The 15,270-nt window shown below is 69.9% G+C and carries 15 protein-coding genes; 8 read left to right on the plus strand and 7 right to left on the minus strand.

The window, feature by feature from the left end:
• Nucleotides 1-29: 29 nt before the first annotated feature.
• From purM to E3O60_RS05025, 3 genes are read right to left on the minus strand one after another with little or no spacing between them, the layout of a single operon-like run.
• Complete coding sequence (gene purM, locus E3O60_RS05015; protein ID WP_088457377.1) at nt 30-1,133, minus strand: phosphoribosylformylglycinamidine cyclo-ligase; 1,104 nt, start codon at nt 1,131-1,133, stop codon at nt 30-32.
• Entirely contained in the window at nt 1,130-2,722 is a 1,593-nt protein-coding gene (gene purF / locus E3O60_RS05020; RefSeq protein ID WP_088457378.1) for an amidophosphoribosyltransferase, read from the minus strand. Before purF ends, purM begins: the two co-directional genes overlap by 4 nt.
• 15 nt (nt 2,723-2,737) lie before the next feature.
• Nucleotides 2,738-3,199: a hypothetical protein gene (locus tag E3O60_RS05025; RefSeq protein ID WP_088457379.1), complete on the minus strand. Its 462-nt coding sequence runs from the start codon at nt 3,197-3,199 to the stop codon at nt 2,738-2,740.
• A gap of 39 nt (nt 3,200-3,238) precedes the next feature.
• Between E3O60_RS05025 and E3O60_RS05030 the strand changes: the two genes are divergently transcribed.
• Nucleotides 3,239-4,186, plus strand: a complete 948-nt coding sequence (locus E3O60_RS05030) for a ribokinase (RefSeq protein ID WP_240632276.1) — start codon at nt 3,239-3,241, stop codon at nt 4,184-4,186.
• 96 nt (nt 4,187-4,282) lie between these two features.
• On the opposite strand, the gene E3O60_RS05035 is transcribed toward E3O60_RS05030, so the two are convergent.
• On the minus strand, nt 4,283-4,645 hold the full coding sequence (locus tag E3O60_RS05035; RefSeq protein WP_103459378.1) for a sterol carrier family protein: 363 nt from the start codon (nt 4,643-4,645) through the stop codon (nt 4,283-4,285).
• An 88-nt stretch (nt 4,646-4,733) separates the two neighbouring features.
• On the opposite strand from E3O60_RS05035, the gene purD reads away from it, so the two are divergent.
• Both purD and E3O60_RS05045 read left to right on the plus strand, forming a co-directional pair.
• Nucleotides 4,734-6,002: a phosphoribosylamine--glycine ligase gene (gene purD / locus E3O60_RS05040; protein ID WP_134497310.1), complete on the plus strand. Its 1,269-nt coding sequence runs from the start codon at nt 4,734-4,736 to the stop codon at nt 6,000-6,002.
• Nucleotides 6,002-6,901: a phosphoribosylaminoimidazolesuccinocarboxamide synthase gene (locus E3O60_RS05045; RefSeq protein WP_088457382.1), complete on the plus strand. Its 900-nt coding sequence runs from the start codon at nt 6,002-6,004 to the stop codon at nt 6,899-6,901. The genes purD and E3O60_RS05045 overlap by 1 nt, the downstream gene beginning before the upstream one ends.
• A gap of 144 nt (nt 6,902-7,045) precedes the next feature.
• On the opposite strand, the gene E3O60_RS05050 is transcribed toward E3O60_RS05045, so the two are convergent.
• The gene (locus E3O60_RS05050; RefSeq protein ID WP_088457383.1) at nt 7,046-7,747 is read right to left on the minus strand and encodes a TetR/AcrR family transcriptional regulator; all 702 of its coding nucleotides are present in this window, start codon (nt 7,745-7,747) and stop codon (nt 7,046-7,048) included.
• Between the two features lie 525 nt (nt 7,748-8,272).
• Between E3O60_RS05050 and E3O60_RS05060 the strand changes: the two genes are divergently transcribed.
• Genes E3O60_RS05060 through purQ form a run of 3 tightly spaced genes read left to right on the plus strand, consistent with a single transcriptional unit; the run spans nt 8,273 to nt 10,596 of the window.
• Entirely contained in the window at nt 8,273-9,589 is a 1,317-nt protein-coding gene (locus tag E3O60_RS05060; RefSeq protein ID WP_134497312.1) for a kynureninase, read from the plus strand.
• A 39-nt stretch (nt 9,590-9,628) separates the two neighbouring features.
• Nucleotides 9,629-9,898, plus strand: coding sequence for a phosphoribosylformylglycinamidine synthase subunit PurS (purS, locus tag E3O60_RS05065; protein ID WP_088457385.1), 270 nt, complete (start codon nt 9,629-9,631; stop codon nt 9,896-9,898).
• A complete protein-coding gene (gene purQ / locus E3O60_RS05070; protein WP_134497314.1) occupies nt 9,898-10,596 on the plus strand; it encodes a phosphoribosylformylglycinamidine synthase subunit PurQ in 699 nt (232 codons plus the stop codon). The genes purS and purQ overlap by 1 nt, the downstream gene beginning before the upstream one ends.
• Before the next feature lie 99 nt (nt 10,597-10,695).
• Here the strand turns inward: purQ and mgrA are convergent, their stop codons facing one another.
• On the minus strand, nt 10,696-11,721 hold the full coding sequence (gene mgrA / locus E3O60_RS05075) for an L-glyceraldehyde 3-phosphate reductase (protein WP_088457388.1): 1,026 nt from the start codon (nt 11,719-11,721) through the stop codon (nt 10,696-10,698).
• Nucleotides 11,722-11,840: 119 nt separating this feature from the next.
• Between mgrA and E3O60_RS05080 the strand changes: the two genes are divergently transcribed.
• Nucleotides 11,841-12,311, plus strand: a complete 471-nt coding sequence (locus tag E3O60_RS05080; RefSeq protein ID WP_088457389.1) for a DUF3817 domain-containing protein — start codon at nt 11,841-11,843, stop codon at nt 12,309-12,311.
• A gap of 31 nt (nt 12,312-12,342) precedes the next feature.
• Here the strand turns inward: E3O60_RS05080 and E3O60_RS05085 are convergent, their stop codons facing one another.
• Nucleotides 12,343-12,645 (minus strand): putative quinol monooxygenase, encoded by a 303-nt coding sequence (locus E3O60_RS05085; protein WP_088457390.1) that lies wholly within the window; start codon nt 12,643-12,645, stop codon nt 12,343-12,345.
• Between the two features lie 167 nt (nt 12,646-12,812).
• On the opposite strand from E3O60_RS05085, the gene purL reads away from it, so the two are divergent.
• The gene (purL, locus tag E3O60_RS05090; RefSeq protein ID WP_088457391.1) at nt 12,813-15,119 is read left to right on the plus strand and encodes a phosphoribosylformylglycinamidine synthase subunit PurL; all 2,307 of its coding nucleotides are present in this window, start codon (nt 12,813-12,815) and stop codon (nt 15,117-15,119) included.
• Nucleotides 15,120-15,270: the final 151 nt, after the last annotated feature.

The raw sequence follows: 15,270 nt of genomic DNA on the forward strand, positions 1-15,270 counted from the left end.
GTCGCGCCCGGTGGCCGGGTGAGACGGGGTCAGGCGGCGTAGCCGCCGACCAGGCGAACGGCCCCGCCGTTGACGCCCTTGGCTCCCTGCTCGAAGCCGGTGAGGTCGTGCGGCGCCATCGAGACTCGGCCGGCGACCCAGGACGGGATGCCTTCGTTTTGCAGGCGGGCGATCACGGATGACGCGGCGTGTGCCGCGACGACGGCGAACATGCCCACGCCGAGGTTCCAGGTGCCTTCTGCGCTCTCCAGCGTGGAGCCGGCCATGTCGCCGAGCACCCTGAAGACCGCAGGAGGTGACCAGGTGGACCTGTCGACCTCGACCCAGCTGCCCACGGGCAGCACCCGGGCCAGGTTGGCGGCGATGCCGCCACCGGTGACGTGGCTGAGCGAGTGCACAACGCCGGCCAGTTCGGGGTCGGAAAGCACGCTGAGCAGCGGGCCGGTGTAGAGCCGGGTGGGCTCGAGCAGCGCCTCACCGACGACCCCGCCGAGCTCGGCGGAGGTGTCGGTGTAGCCGATGCCGCGCTGGGCGAGGATGTGCCGCACCAGGGAGAAACCGTTGGAGTGCAGACCTGAGGAGGCCATCGCGATGACGACGTCGCCCGACTGCACGCGCTCGGCGCCGAGAACCTGGTCGGCCTCGACGACACCCGTCGCGGCTCCCGCCACGTCGTAGTCGTCGGGTCCGAGCAGGCCCGGGTGTTCGGCGGTCTCCCCGCCGACGAGGGCGGTGCCGGTGGCGGCGCAGGCCCTGGCGATGCCCTCGACGATGGACGCGATGCGCTCGGGGACGACCTTGCCGCAGGCGATGTAGTCGGTCATGAACAGGGGGCGTGCGCCGACGACGATGATGTCGTCGACGACCATGCCCACCAGGTCCTGGCCGATGGTGTCGTGCTTGTCGAGCGCCTGGGCGATGGCGACCTTGGTGCCGACGCCATCCGTCGAGGTGGCCAGCAGCGGGCGCGTGAAGCCGGTGAGGAACGACACGTCGTAGAGACCGGCGAAACCGCCGAAGCCGCCGAGCACCTCTGGACCGTGGGTGGCCGAGACGGCGGTTTTCATCAGGGACACCGCGAGGTCACCCGCATGGGTGTCGACTCCGGCGGCGGCGTAGCTTGCGTTGCTCATTCTGGTCTTCCGGGATCGCCGAACGGGACCTGACCGTGTTCGATGAGCACGGTGGCTCGCTCCGGGTCAGGGGTGAGCACGCTCTCGAACTCGGCGTCGGGACCTGGATCGCATCCGTCGGAGGTGGAGAAGTCGCGCTCGAGGAGGTTCTTGCCCAGGTGCTGGGTCTCGGGCAGCTTGATCGGGTACACGCCGGTGAAGCAGGCTGTGCACAGGCTCTCTCGCGGCTGCTCGGTGGCGGCGATCATGCCGTCCTCCGAGAGGTAGCCGAGCGAGTCGGCGCCGATGGCCTGCCGCACCTCATCGACGCCGAGGCCGGTGGCGATGAGTTCCGCACGGGAGGCGAAGTCGATGCCGTAGAAGCACGGCCAGGTGATCGGCGGGCTGGAGATGCGCACGTGCACCTCGGCGGCGCCGGCCTCGCGGAGCATGCTGACCAGGGCGCGCTGGGTGTTGCCGCGCACGATGGAGTCGTCGACGACGATCAACCGCTTGCCCTTGATCACGGCCTTGAGCGGGTTGAGCTTGAGCTTGATGCCGCGCTGGCGGATGGTTTCCGACGGCTGGATGAAGGTGCGCCCCACGTAGGTGTTCTTGACCAGGCCCTGGCCGAACGGTATGCCGGATGCCTGGGCGTAGCCGATTGCCGCGGGGGTGCCGGACTCGGGGGTGGGGATGACGAGGTCGGCTTCGACGGGATACTCGGCGGCGAGCTGGCGGCCCATCTCGACGCGGGCTTCGTGCACGCCGCGGCCGGCGATGGTGGTGTCGGGCCGGGCGAGGTAGACGTACTCGAACACGCATCCGGCGCGCTTGACCTGGGCGAATCGCTGGCTGCGCAGGCCGTCCTCGTCGATGGTGATCAGCTCTCCGGGTTCGACCTCCCGCACGAAGCTGGCGCCGACGATGTCGAGGGCGGCGGTTTCGGAGGCGACGACCCAGCCGCGCTCGAGCCGGCCGAGCACCAGCGGGCGCACGCCCTGCGGGTCGCGGGCGGCGTAGAGGGTGGTTTCGTCCATGAAGACCAGGCAGAAGGCGCCGCGCAGGCGCGGGAGCACCTCCATGGCGGTGGTTTCGAGGGTGTGGTCGAGGTCGCCGGTGAGCAGGGCGGTGATCACCGCCGTGTCGGTGGTGTTGCCGCGGGCCAGTTCGCCGTCAACCTTGGGGTAGCGCTCGCGCACCAGCTCGAGGAGCTCGGCGGTGTTGGTGAGGTTGCCGTTGTGGCCGAGCGCGACGGTGCCGGCTGCGGTGCGGCCGAGGGTGGGCTGGGCGTTCTGCCAGCTCGACGACCCGGTCGTGGAGTAGCGGGTGTGCCCCACCGCGAGATGGCCGAGCAGGGTGCTGAGCGAGGCCTCGTTGAAGACCTGGGAGACCAGGCCCATGTCCTTGTAGATGAGGATCTTCGAGCCGTCGCTGGTCGCGATACCCGCCGATTCCTGGCCGCGGTGCTGCAGGGCGTACAGGCCGAAGTAGCTGAGCTTGGCTACCTCTTCGCCCGGAGCCCAGACGCCGAAGACTCCACAGGCATCCTGCGGACCCTTCTCGCCAGGAAGAAGATCATGATTCAGTCGTCCGTCGCCACCGGGCAAGCCGCAGCCCCTTTACTAGGAATTCTCGTTGGAAGGTTGGGGGTCGGATCCAGGATCCGCATTCTCGAAGGCGCGTGTTGAGTTCGCGTCAAGTCTATCGACGACGACCGTGGTTGAGGAGCGACCGACGATTCGATCGAGCACCATGGCGACGAGGCAGCTGACCGCGACACCGATCGCGACGCCGCCCAGCAGCAGGAATCCGAAGACCTGGGCCGGATCGAAGTCGGCGTTCCGCGGATAGATCACGGTGAGCAGCAGGGCCAGGAGGGCGCCGACGACGGCGCCGACGATCATGAAGCTGGTGTACCTGGGCGACCGACGCACAACGAGAGTGTCCTCCGACACGACGGTCTCGGTGGGTTCGACGGGTGCCGGGGTTCCGGCGACGACGGCAGGGCCGGGCCGGATCGCGGCTGGCTGAACGCTGCCGGGCTGTCGCGTCTCGGCGTCGTCGTGCTGATCTGCGGAGCTCACGCTTCTATTGTCGCACGCGGCATCCGTCAGACTGGGCCGGTGAACGATTTCAGCAGGACCAACCGGATCGCCGTGCTCGGCAGCGCCAACATGGACCTCGTGGTGCGCCAGCCCCGCCTACCGAAGCCCGGCGAGACGATGTTCGGCACCGGCTTCAGCACCGTGCCCGGCGGCAAGGGCCTGAACCAGGCCGTGGCCGCGGCCCGGCAGGGCGGCGACATCGATTTCATCGGCGCCATCGGCGCGGACGGCTACGGCCGCGAGCTGCGGGACCTCGTGGCCGGCGAGGGCATCGGTGCGGTCGGCCTGGCCGAGGTGTCGGCGCCGACGGGCACCGCGCACATCTCCGTCGTGGACTCCGGCGAGAACTCGATCGTCGTGGTTTCCGGCGCCAACGCCACGGTGACCGCGCTGACCGCGGAGCAGGAATCGACGATTCAGCGGGCCTCGTTCCTGGTGATGCAGTGCGAACTTCCGGTGGCGGCGCTGGCGGCGGCCATCACGATCGCCCGGGCGAACGGCGTCTTCACGGTGCTCACCCCTGCGCCCGTCGTTGAGTTGCCGGCGGGTTTCCTGGCGTCGGTGGACCTGGTCGTGCCCAACCAGATCGAGGCCGCCGAACTCACCGGTGAGAGCGATCCGGCCCGCGCCGCCGAGGTGCTCAGTAACGCCCGCACCTGGGCGATCGTGACCCTCGGCGCCGAAGGATGCATCGTCGCCTACGACGGCACGGTGTTGGGGCTGGCACCAGCCCGACCGGTCACGGCCGTGGACACGACCGCCGCGGGCGACACCTTCGTGGGCGCGCTGGTGGCGCGACTGGCTGCGGTGCAGTCGCCCGGCGCCGTGTCCGCCGCCGGCATCACCGAGGAGCGGATGATCGACGCCGTGCGCTGGGCCACCGTGGCGTCGTCGATCTCGGTGACCAGGCACGGCGCCACCAGCTCGATGCCGTCGCGGGCCGAGGTCAGCGCCGTCCTGGCCTGAGCCGCGCACCGCAACTGTTGCCGATCCGGACTTCTGCGCCCGGTGCACCGGACGCAGGTGTCCGCACGGGGAACAGAACCGGGGCACAGGGTGCGGCTAGGGGTACAGCGGCAGCTCCGCGCTGAGGTCGGCGCGCTGCCCGGAGGCGTGGATGCGGCCGGAGGCGAGACCGTCGCTCCAGGCCAGGGTGCCGGTGGCCAGGCCGAGCCAGGTGGCGACATCCGTTTCGACGACGTTGGGCGGGGTGCCGCGGGTGTGCCGGGGGCCGGCGATGCACTGGGTGGCGCCGAACGGGGGAACCCGCACCTCGACGGTGTTGCCCTCGGCCTGCTCGGCGAGGAGTTGCAGGGTGTACCGCACGGCGAGCGCTCGGGTGTCGCGGGTCGCGCCCGCTTCGTCGGCCAGGTACGCCTTCACGGCGGTTCTGCCCAACCCGTCATCGATCCTCGCGCGTGCCATGCTCCCAGTCTGCCGCCTCCTGACGGTTCTGTGACGCCCCGCAGGCGCTCGGGTGCGCACGACCGTGTTCGCCGGGTAGCCTGATCCGGTGAGAATATTGGTCCTCGGTTCCGGTGCCCGCGAGCACGCCATCGTCACTGCCCTCCTGCGTGAGGAGCCGCGACCACACGTGATCGCCGCCCCCGGCAACGCCGGCATCGCCGCCGACGTACCCGTGGTCGATCTTGATCCCACCGACTCAGACGTGGTGACGAACTTCGCGCAGGAACACAACATCGACCTCGTCGTGGTGGGGCCCGAGGCACCGCTGGTGGCCGGCGTCGCCGACGCCCTGCGCACCCGCGGTATCCCCGTGTTCGGCCCGGGCCAGGCCGCCGCCGCCCTCGAGGGCAGCAAGACCTTCGCCAAGCGCATCATGGACGAGGCCGGCGTGCCCACCGGCCGCGCCGTGCGCGCGGGCAACCTCGCCGAGGCGCAGGGCGCCCTCGACGAGTACGGCGCTCCCTACGTGGTGAAGGCCGACGGCCTGGCCGCCGGCAAGGGTGTGCTCGTCACCACCGACCGTGATGACGCCCTCGCCCACGCGGTGCGTTGGTTGCAGCACGGCGCCGTGCTCGTCGAAGAGTTCCTCTCCGGCCAGGAGGTGTCCCTCTTCTTCCTCAGCGACGGCCACACCGTGCTGCCGCTCTCCCCCGCCCAGGACTACAAGCGCCTCGCCGACAATGACGAGGGCCCCAACACCGGCGGCATGGGCGCCTACTCGCCTCTGCCCTGGCTCGATACCGGCTTCGGCAGCGAGACCGCTTTCGTCGACGAGGTCATCAAGACGATCGCGCTGCCCACCGTGCGCCGGCTCGCCGCCGAGGACACCCCGTTCATCGGGCTGCTCTACTGCGGGCTGATTCTCACGGATGCCGGCATCCGGGTAATCGAATTCAACGCACGCTTCGGCGACCCGGAGACCCAGGTGGTGCTGCCGCGCCTGGTGACGCCGCTGTCCGGCCTGCTGCTGGCCGCCTCGACCGGAGAACTGGCCGGGCTGCCCCGCCCGGAGTTCTCCACCGACGCCGCCGTGACCGTGGTGATCGCCAGCGAGAACTACCCGGAGACCCCCGTGACCGGACGCGTGATCACCGGGCTGGCCGAGGCCGCGACCGTGACCGGTGTGAGCATCGCGCACGCCGCGACCGCCCTGGCCGGTTCGGCGATGGTCGCCACCGGCGGCCGGGTGCTCAGCGTCGTGGCCGTTGGCGCCGACTTCACCGAGGCCCGCGCGCGTGCCTACGAGGCCGTCGGGTTGATCGGGCTCGAGGGTTCTCAGCACCGTGGAGACATCGCCGCCAAGGTCGCGAACTAATGGCCGCTCTGGCCCTGGCGGGCTGGCAGCACGTCTACTCGGGCAAGGTGCGCGACCTGTACGTGCCGGACGGTGCGACCGGCCTGGCCGACGCCGACCGGGTCCTCGTCGTGGCCAGCGACCGGGTGAGCGCGTTCGACCACGTCCTCGAACCGGGCATCCCCGGCAAGGGCGAACTGCTCACCACCCTGAGCCTGTGGTGGTTCGACCAGCTCGACGGTGTGCCCAACCACCTCGTACCCGACCACCGGGTTGATGCGTCGAGCCTGATCCCCGCCGCCGTCGCCGGCCGGGCGATGCTCTGCAAGACCCTGGACATGTACCCGATCGAGTGCGTCGTGCGCGGCTACCTCACCGGCTCCGGCTGGCTCGAGTACGTCGCCAGCCAGACTGTCTGCGGCATCCCGCTGCCCGACGGCCTGCAGAACGGCGACAGGCTGCCCGAACCGATCTATACGCCGGCGTGGAAGGCCCCGATGGGCGAGCACGACGAGAACATCTCGTTCGAGCGCACCGTGGAACTCGTGGGCGCCGACGTGGCCGCGGCGCTGCGGGACGCATCGCTGGAGATCTTCAACCGGGCCTCCGTGATCGCGGAAACCGCCGGCGTGATCCTGGCCGACACCAAGTTCGAGTTCGGCGCCGACCGCGCCACCGGTCTGCTGACTCTCGGCGACGAGGTGCTCACCAGCGACTCCAGCCGGTACTGGGATGCGGCGCGATGGCTGGACGGTGCCACCCCCAGTGAGCGCATGGCCAGCTTCGACAAGCAGATCGTGCGCGACTGGTTGGCCGCGAACTGGGACCAGACCGGCACCCCGCCGGAGCTGCCCGCCGAGATCGTGGCGCAGACCGCGGCCCGGTACCGGGAGCTGCTCGGGCTGCTGACCGCCGCGTAGCGGGGACCTCGCAGCACTCCGTCGATCCGGCGGCACGGGTTGTCTGCGGCGGCACGGGTTGAGACACGGGCCGCGGGGCACTACACCTGCCGCGGGCACCAACACGTGCCACAAGTGGGCATGGGCCCGACCGGGGCGGGTGGATCAGGTAGCGGAGCGGGAGCCTCGGGCGGCGCGTTTGGCGCGGCGGGTGAGGCCGTGCACCGTGGCCTGGAACTCCTTGACGCTCAGCGGTCGCCCGGGCAGCTTGGGTCGGGGCTTCTCCGGCATCCGCAGCCCGTCGAGAACGAGGGAGAGCTGCCGGCGCCACTGGCCGGTGTAACCGCCGCCGAGGGTGCCCAGCGACCCGATCATGGTGACGAGCACGGCCAGGTCCATCGAGTCGACATCCGGGCGCAACTCGCCGTCTTTCTTGGCCTGCAGCACGAGGGCGGCGATGAAGCTCTCGAGCTCAACAGAAGGCCGGGCCGTGGGATCGATGGTCGCCATCCGCTTGAGGATCGGCGGCAGCGACGGGTCGGCCACCAGCCATTCGGCGAGGCGCTCGGTGTAGAGCACCACACCCGCCCAGGCCGACGGTGCCGCCTCGATCTCACCGCGCACGGCGAACAGTTCGGCGAGGGCGATGTCGTACAGGGCCCTGACCAGGTCGTCGCGGGTGGGAAAGTTGCGGTAGAGGGTGGCAACGCCCACATCGGCGCGGCGGGCGATCTCTTCGAGCGAGGCGTCGACGCCGTGCTCGGCGATCATGCTGCGGGCTTCGTCGATGAGACGTTCCCGGTTCTGCCGGGCGTCGCGGCGCCGCGGTTGGGACGCGTCCTGCGGGGGCCGGGCAGAGGTAGTCATGGGGTCGATTCTAGATCCCCTTCCTGCGAGGTCGCGGAGGGAAGCCTCCCCGCAACCCGGGCCGGCGGGGCGGCGCCCAGCGGCCTGGCGGGTCCGCCCGCCCGGCTGCACCCAGTACTGGGGTACCGCGCGCCCGCCACGAACTGTGGACCGTGGGCCGATGTGGTGCGCGCGCCGGGCTCCTAGCGTGATTGGAATGCGAAAGAACACACATGGTTGAGGCACGCACGCTCACGCAACGCTAGGGCCAACGAACCACCGTCGATGGGATCGACGAATCGACGGTCAAGGCGCACGTGGGGCGGGTGTTGTTCAAGCAGGGCCTCCGCGATCGGGTCGAGGCCGTGATCCTCGCCTACAGACTCGGAATCGTGGGCCGCTGAACACCCCGGTCGGCATGACACCGCCGGTCGCCCCCACGATGCCGACCTCGCGGGTTACCGTTAGTCGCGGGAACCGGCCGAAGTCACCCCGCCGCTTCGCCGCCCGCGCGCTCCCCCGGCCCGACCTCGAGGACCTCAGAACATGACCCAGCACGACAGCACCGTCGCCGAGGGCCTCGACGCCCACCTCGCGTTCGCCCGGCGGATGGACCGCATCGACGGGCTCGGCCACTACCGCCGCCGGTTCGTGGGCCTGGACGACACCGCCGCGGCCGGCCCCGACGCCCCGTCGATCGTCTACCTCGACGGCAATTCCCTGGGCCGCCCCACCATCGCCAGCGTGGCGCGCATCACCGAGTTCCTCGGCACCGCCTGGGGAACCCGGCTGATCCGCGGCTGGGACGACGAGTGGATGGCACTGCCGCTGACCATCGGCGACGCGCTCGGCACGGCCGCCCTCGGCGCCGGCCCCGGCCAGGTATACATCGGCGACTCCACCACCGTGACCCTCTACAAGCTCGCCCGGGCCGCCGTCGACTCGCTGCCGCAGCGCAGCGAGATCGTGCTCGACACCGACAACTTCCCCACCGACCGGTACGTGCTCGCCGGCATCGCCGCGGAGCGCGGCCTCACCCTGCGCTGGATCGAGTCGAGCAGCACCGGCGGGGTCACCGTGGACCAGGTGCGCGCCGTGGTGGGCCCGCAGACCGCGCTCGTGGTGCTCAGCCACGTGGCCTACCGCTCCGGCTACCTCGCCGACGTGCCCGCGATCACCGCCGCCGTGCACGAGGCCGGCGCCCTGGTGCTCTGGGACCTCTGCCACTCGGCCGGCTCCGTGCCGGTGAATCTCGACCTCGACGGCGTCGACCTGGCCGTGGGCTGCAGCTACAAGTACCTCAACGGCGGACCCGGCGCCCCCGCGTTCGGCTATGTGCGTGCCGAGCTGCAACCGGACCTGACCCAGCCGATCCAGGGCTGGATGGGCGCCGCCGACGTGTTCGCGATGGGGCCGGAGTACGTGCCGGCCGCAGGCATCCGCCGCTTCATGAGCGGCACGCCCGCGATCGTGGGCATGCTCGCCATGCAGGACACCATCGCCATGATCGACGAGGTGGGCATCGACGAGGTGCGCGCCAAGTCGGTGGCACTGACCGAGTTCGCGCTGGACCTGGTGGATGCCTGGCTGGTGCCGATGGGCGTCACCGTGGCGTCCCCACGCGAGCACACCCACCGCGGCGGCCACATCACCGTGGACCATCCCGCCATGCGCCAGGTCACTCGGATCCTTTGGGAGCACGACGTGATCCCGGACTTCCGCGCGCCGGAGGGCCTGCGGATCGGGCTGTCGCCGCTGAGCACCAGCTTCGTGGAGACCTATGACGGCGTCGCGGCCGTGCGTGACGTGCTGCGCGGTATCCTGCTCGGCCAGGCCGGACTCGGCTCCCCTTCGGGCCTGTAGAATCGACGCATCCGCCCCCGACGTTTTACGGAGTGAGCCATGCCAACCATCGTCGTAGAAGTTATGCCCAAGGCAGAACTGCTCGATCCCCAGGGCAAGGCCGTCGCCGGCGCCCTCCGCCGCCTCGGCAAGACCGAGTTCACCGGCGTGCGCGTCGGCAAGCGGTTCGAACTCACCGTGGAGGGCCCCGCGGACGCCGCGCTGCTCGCCGAGGTGCAGGAACTCGCCGACACCGTGCTGTCCAACTCCGTGATCGAGGACGTCACCAGCATCTTCGTGCTCGAGGTCGCCGCCGGGGAAACGCACTGATGCGCATCGGCGTCGTCACCTTCCCGGGCTCGCTCGACGACCGCGACGCCCAGCGCGCCATCCGCCTGGCCGGCGCGACGCCGGTGGCCCTGTGGCACGGCGAGCACGACCTGCACAGCGTGGACGCCCTCGTGCTGCCCGGTGGGTTCAGCTACGGCGACTACCTGCGCTGCGGTGCGATCGCCAGCCTGTCGCCGATCATGGCCGAGGTCATCGACGCCGCGAACAAGGGGATGCCCGTGCTCGGCATCTGCAACGGCTTCCAGATGCTCACCGAGGCGCACCTGCTCGAGGGCGGGCTGATCCGCAATGAGGCCGGCGCGTTCATCTGCCGCGACCAGCGCCTGCGCATCGAGAACACCGACACCGCCTGGACCAACGGCTTCACCGCCGACCAGGAGATCACCATCCCGCTGAAGAACGGCGAGGGCGGCTTCATCGCCTCCGCCGACACCCTGGCCCGCCTCGAGGGCGAGGGCCGCGTGATCGCCCGCTACCTCGACGTGAACCCGAACGGCTCGCTCAACGAGATCGCCGGCATCAGCAATGCCCGCGGCAACGTCGTTGGCCTGATGCCGCACCCCGAGCATGCCGTGGAGCCCGGCTTCGGCCCCGACACCGCTGCCGCGATGCGCAGCGGCGTGGACGGGCTCGCGTTCTTCACCTCGGTGATCGAGCGTTCGCTGGTCAACGCGTAGTTTTCTCGGGGCCGAGTTGCCCTGTTTCGGACGAGTTGCCCCGGTGCGCCGGGGCAATTCGTCCGTTAAGGGGCAACTCGGTGGAGTAGACGGCGCTGACTAGACGGCGCTGGACGGCTCCCAGAGGTTGATGCCCAGGTCCACGGCATGTGCGTCGATCGCGGCGATCTCCTCGTCGGTGAAGACGAGGTTGTCGATCGCCGCGACGTTGGTCTCCAGCTGCGTGACCGAGGAGGCCCCCACGAGGGCCGAGGTGACGGTCTGGCGCCTGAGTACCCACGACAGCGCGAGCTGCGCGAGCGACTGGCCACGCGCATCCGCGATCTCGGTCAGGGCACGGATACGCCCCACCGTGGCATCGTTCACCATGTCGCGGCTCATCGAACCGGCCTGCGACGCGCGGGAGCCCTCCGGCACCCCGTTCAGGTAACGGTCGGTGAGCAGCCCCTGTGCCAGCGGGGAGAAGGCGATGCAGCCGACGCCGAGGTCGTCGAGGGTGTCGAGCAGGCCGTCTTCGACCCAGCGGTTGAACATCGAGTAGGACGGCTGGTGGATCAGCAGCGGCGTGCCGAGGTCGGCGAGGATCTCGGCGGCCTGCCGGGTGCGCTCGGGCGAGTACGAGGAGATGCCGGCGTACAGCGCCCGGCCGCTCGTGACGGCCGTGTGCAGCGCGCCCATGGTCTCCTCGAGCGGGGTGTCCGGGTCGGCGCGGTGGGAGTAGAAGATGTCGACGTAGTCCAGGCCCATCCGGTTCAGCGACGCATCGAGGCTGGACAGCAGGTACTTGCGCGAGCCGAAGTCACCGTATGGTCCGGGCCACATGTCGTAGCCGGCCTTGGTGGAGATGACGGTCTCGTCGCGGTGGGCGGAGAAGTCCTCGGCGAAGATGCGACCGAAGTTCGTCTCGGCGCTGCCGTAGGGCGGGCCGTAGTTGTTGGCCAGGTCGAAGTGGGTGATGCCGAGGTCGAAGGCGCGGCGCAGGATGGCGCGTTGCGTCTCAACCGGGGCGCCATCGCCGAAGTTCTGCCACAGGCCCAGCGAGATTGCGGGCAGCTTGAGGCCGCTCTGCCCGGTGCGGCGGTAGGGCATGGAGTCGTAACGGGTGTCTGCGGGAAGGTACGTCATCTCCTCATGCTGACACAGTGGTCTGACCAAGGGTCAAACCTTCGACGGATGCTCCGCTCAGACGAAGATGACAGGCTGGGACCCTACCGGTCCACCTCTGTCTTACGGAGTCCCACCCCGTGTCACCCCGCCTGCTCTACCGCATCCTGTCCATCGCCGAGGCGATCACCTGGACCATCCTGATCACCGCGATGCTGCTCAAGTACGTCTTCACCCCCGGCGACTTCGGTGACGGCGCCGTGCGGGTGGGCGGCTTCGTGCACGGACTGGTGTTCCTGGCCTACGGGATCACGGCCGTGCTCGTGGGCGTGAACCAGCGCTGGCGGCCCCGGCTGATGTTGCTCGCCGTGGCCACCGCCGTGGTGCCGTATGCGACGATCCCGTTCGACCGCTGGCTCGAGCGCCGCGACCTGCTCGACGGCACCTGGCGCCGGGAGGCCACGGACGACCCCCGCGACCACACCCTGGTGAGCCGACTGCTGCGGTTGGGGCTGGCGCGACCGGTGCTGCTCGCATCCGTGCTCGTGGTGGGCCTGGTGGCCGTGTTCACCACCCTGCTCGTGATGGGCCCGCCCGGCGGCGGCGCCTAACCGCGCTCCCCCTCGCCGGCCGGCGCTGACGTCAGTCGCGCAGCGGCGACCCGACGACGTCGAAGCGGAAGCCGCCGAACGTGCCTGTGAGCAGCGGGCGGGCTGCGCCGATCGAGGCTTGCACCTCGGGCAGAGCCAGTGACGCCCGGTGTGCTGCCGCGTTCTCCCAGAGCTCCACGACGAACACTGAGTTCGGTTCGTCGTCGTTTACGCCGACCTCGTAGGAGAGGCACCCGGCCACAGCCAGGCTGTCGTTTCGGCGCACGAGATGCGCGACGAGCTCGTCGCGCTTGCCGGGAACTGTCTCAAGCGTGCCTACATTCGCGAATGTCATGGCTCGAGGGTAGCGCGCGTTGTCCGCAACCGCGGGCGCGGGCTGCCGGGCCCGGATCGCGCGGGGCCGGCAGCCAGGCTCGAGCGGGCTCGGATCCGGATCGAAGCACACCCCGCCCGGTAGACTAAGCGGGTCAAGCATCCGCTATCTCTGGGAGAACGCCACTCGTGACCGCTGTTTCCAATACATCCTCCCGCGGCGTCGCTGACACCGTGACCAACGCGATCAACACTCCGGAGAAGGAGCAGCCGTACGCTGCCCTCGGGCTGACGCCCGGCGAATACGCCGAGATCCGTACCATCCTGGGCCGCCGCCCGACGTCGGGTGAGCTCGCCATGTACTCCGTCATGTGGAGCGAGCACTGTTCATACAAGAGCTCGAAGAAGTACCTGCGCCAGTTCGGCGACAAGGTCTCCCCCGCCATGAAGAAGAACCTGATGGTGGGCATGGGCGAGAACGCCGGCGTTCTCGACGTCGGCGAGGGCTGGGCGGTCACCTTCAAGATCGAGTCACACAACCACCCGTCCTACATCGAGCCGTTCCAGGGCGCCGCGACCGGCGTCGGCGGCATCGTGCGCGACATCATCTCGATGGGCGCCCGCCCGGTCGCCGTGATGGACGCGCTCCGCTTCGGCGACATCAACGACCCCGACACCGCCCGTGTCGTGCACGGTGTGGTCTCCGGCATCAGCTTCTACGGCAACTGCCTGGGCCTGCCCAACATCGGCGGCGAGACCTGGTTCGACAAGGTCTATCAGGGCAACCCGCTGGTCAACGCGCTCTCCGTTGGCGTGCTGCGCCACGAGGACCTGCACCTGGCCAACGCCTCGGGCGCCGGCAACAAGGTGGTGCTCTTCGGAGCCCGCACCGGCGGCGATGGCATCGGCGGCGCCTCCATTCTGGCCTCGGACACCTTCAGCGAGGGCGGCCCGACCAAGCGCCCCGCCGTGCAGGTGGGCGACCCGTTCGCCGAGAAGGTGCTCATCGAGTGCTGCCTCGAGCTCTACCGCGAGAAGCTCGTCGAGGGCATCCAGGACCTGGGCGCCGCGGGAATCTCCTGCGCCACCAGCGAGCTGGCCTCCAACGGCGACGGCGGCATGTACATCCAGCTGGAGAAGGTGCTGCTGCGCGACCCTTCGCTCACGGCCGAAGAGATCCTGATGAGCGAGAGCCAGGAACGCATGATGGCCGTCGTCACGCCGGAGAAGCTCGCCGGCTTCCTCGCCGTGGTCGAGAAGTGGGACGTGGAGACCAGCGTGCTCGGCGAGGTCACCGACTCCGGCCGCCTGATCATCGACTTCCACGGTGAAGAGATCGTCAACGTCGACCCGCGCACCGTCGCCGTCGACGGCCCGGTCTACGACCGCCCGGTGGCCTACCCCACCTGGATCGACGCCCTGCAGGCCGACTCCGCCTCTGCGCTGCCGCGGGCGACGGATGCCGCGACACTGCAGGAGCAGTTCCTCGCGCTGCTCGGCTCGCCCAACCTGGCCGACCCGAGCTGGATCACCGACCAGTACGACCGGTACGTGATGGGCAACACCGCCCTGTCCTTCCCCGACGACGCCGGCATGATCCGCATCGACGAAGAGTCCGGCCTCGGCTTCGTCATCTCCACCGACGCCAACGGCCGTTACTGCCAGCTCGACCCGTACCGCGGCGCGCAGCTGGCCCTGGCCGAGGCGTACCGCAACGTGGCCGTCACCGGCGCGGTGCCGGTGGGCATCAGCGACTGCCTCAACTTCGGCTCGCCGGAGAACCCCGAGGTCATGTGGCAGTTCTCCCAGGCCGTTGAGGGCCTCGCGGATGGCTGCCTCGAGCTGGAGATCCCGGTCACCGGCGGCAACGTCTCGTTCTACAACCAGACCGGCGACCAGCCGATCCACCCGACCCCGGTCGTGGCCGTGCTCGGCGTGATCGACGACGTGGCCCGCCGGGTGCCCAGCGGCTGGCAGGACGACGGACACAACATCTACCTGCTCGGCATCACCCGCGAGGAGCTCGACGGCTCCGCGTGGAGTGCAGTGGTGCACGACCACCTCGGCGGCAGGCCGCCGGTGGTGGACCTCGGCCGTGAAGCCGACCTCGCCGGCCTGCTGCACGCCGCGTCGATCGAGGCCCTCATCGACAGCGCGCACGACCTTTCGACGGGTGGCCTCGCCCAGGCCCTCGCCGAGGCCGTGCTCCGCTTCGGTGTCGGCGCGCGGGTCTGGCTCGGCGACATCCTCGAGCGCGACGGCGTCGACGCATCCGTGGCCCTGTTCTCGGAGTCGACCGGCCGCGTACTGGTCTCGGTCCCGCGTGAGGACGACGTGAAGTTCATGGGTCTCTGCGAGGGCCGCGACTACCCGGTGCTGCGCATCGGCGTGACGGATGCCACCGCCCCGGTCCTGGAGATTCAGGACTACTTCACGGTGCCGCTGACCGAGCTGCAGTCCCGTCACCGCAGCACCCTGCCGAACGCGTTCGCGTAACCGCTGCGCCTCTCGCGAGCGGCAAGCTCCACGAAAGCGGGCGTGTGGTCGCCTCGGCGAGTTGAAGCAACCGATCGGCCGCTCTCGCGGGGAGCAACATCCGCGAAAGCGGGGTAAGGGTTGCTTCGGCACCGCTGAGGCGACCGATCGG

It is taken from the genome of Cryobacterium sp. TMB1-7 (assembly GCF_004402435.1).
Classification (GTDB): Bacteria; Actinomycetota; Actinomycetes; order Actinomycetales; family Microbacteriaceae; genus Cryobacterium; species Cryobacterium zongtaii.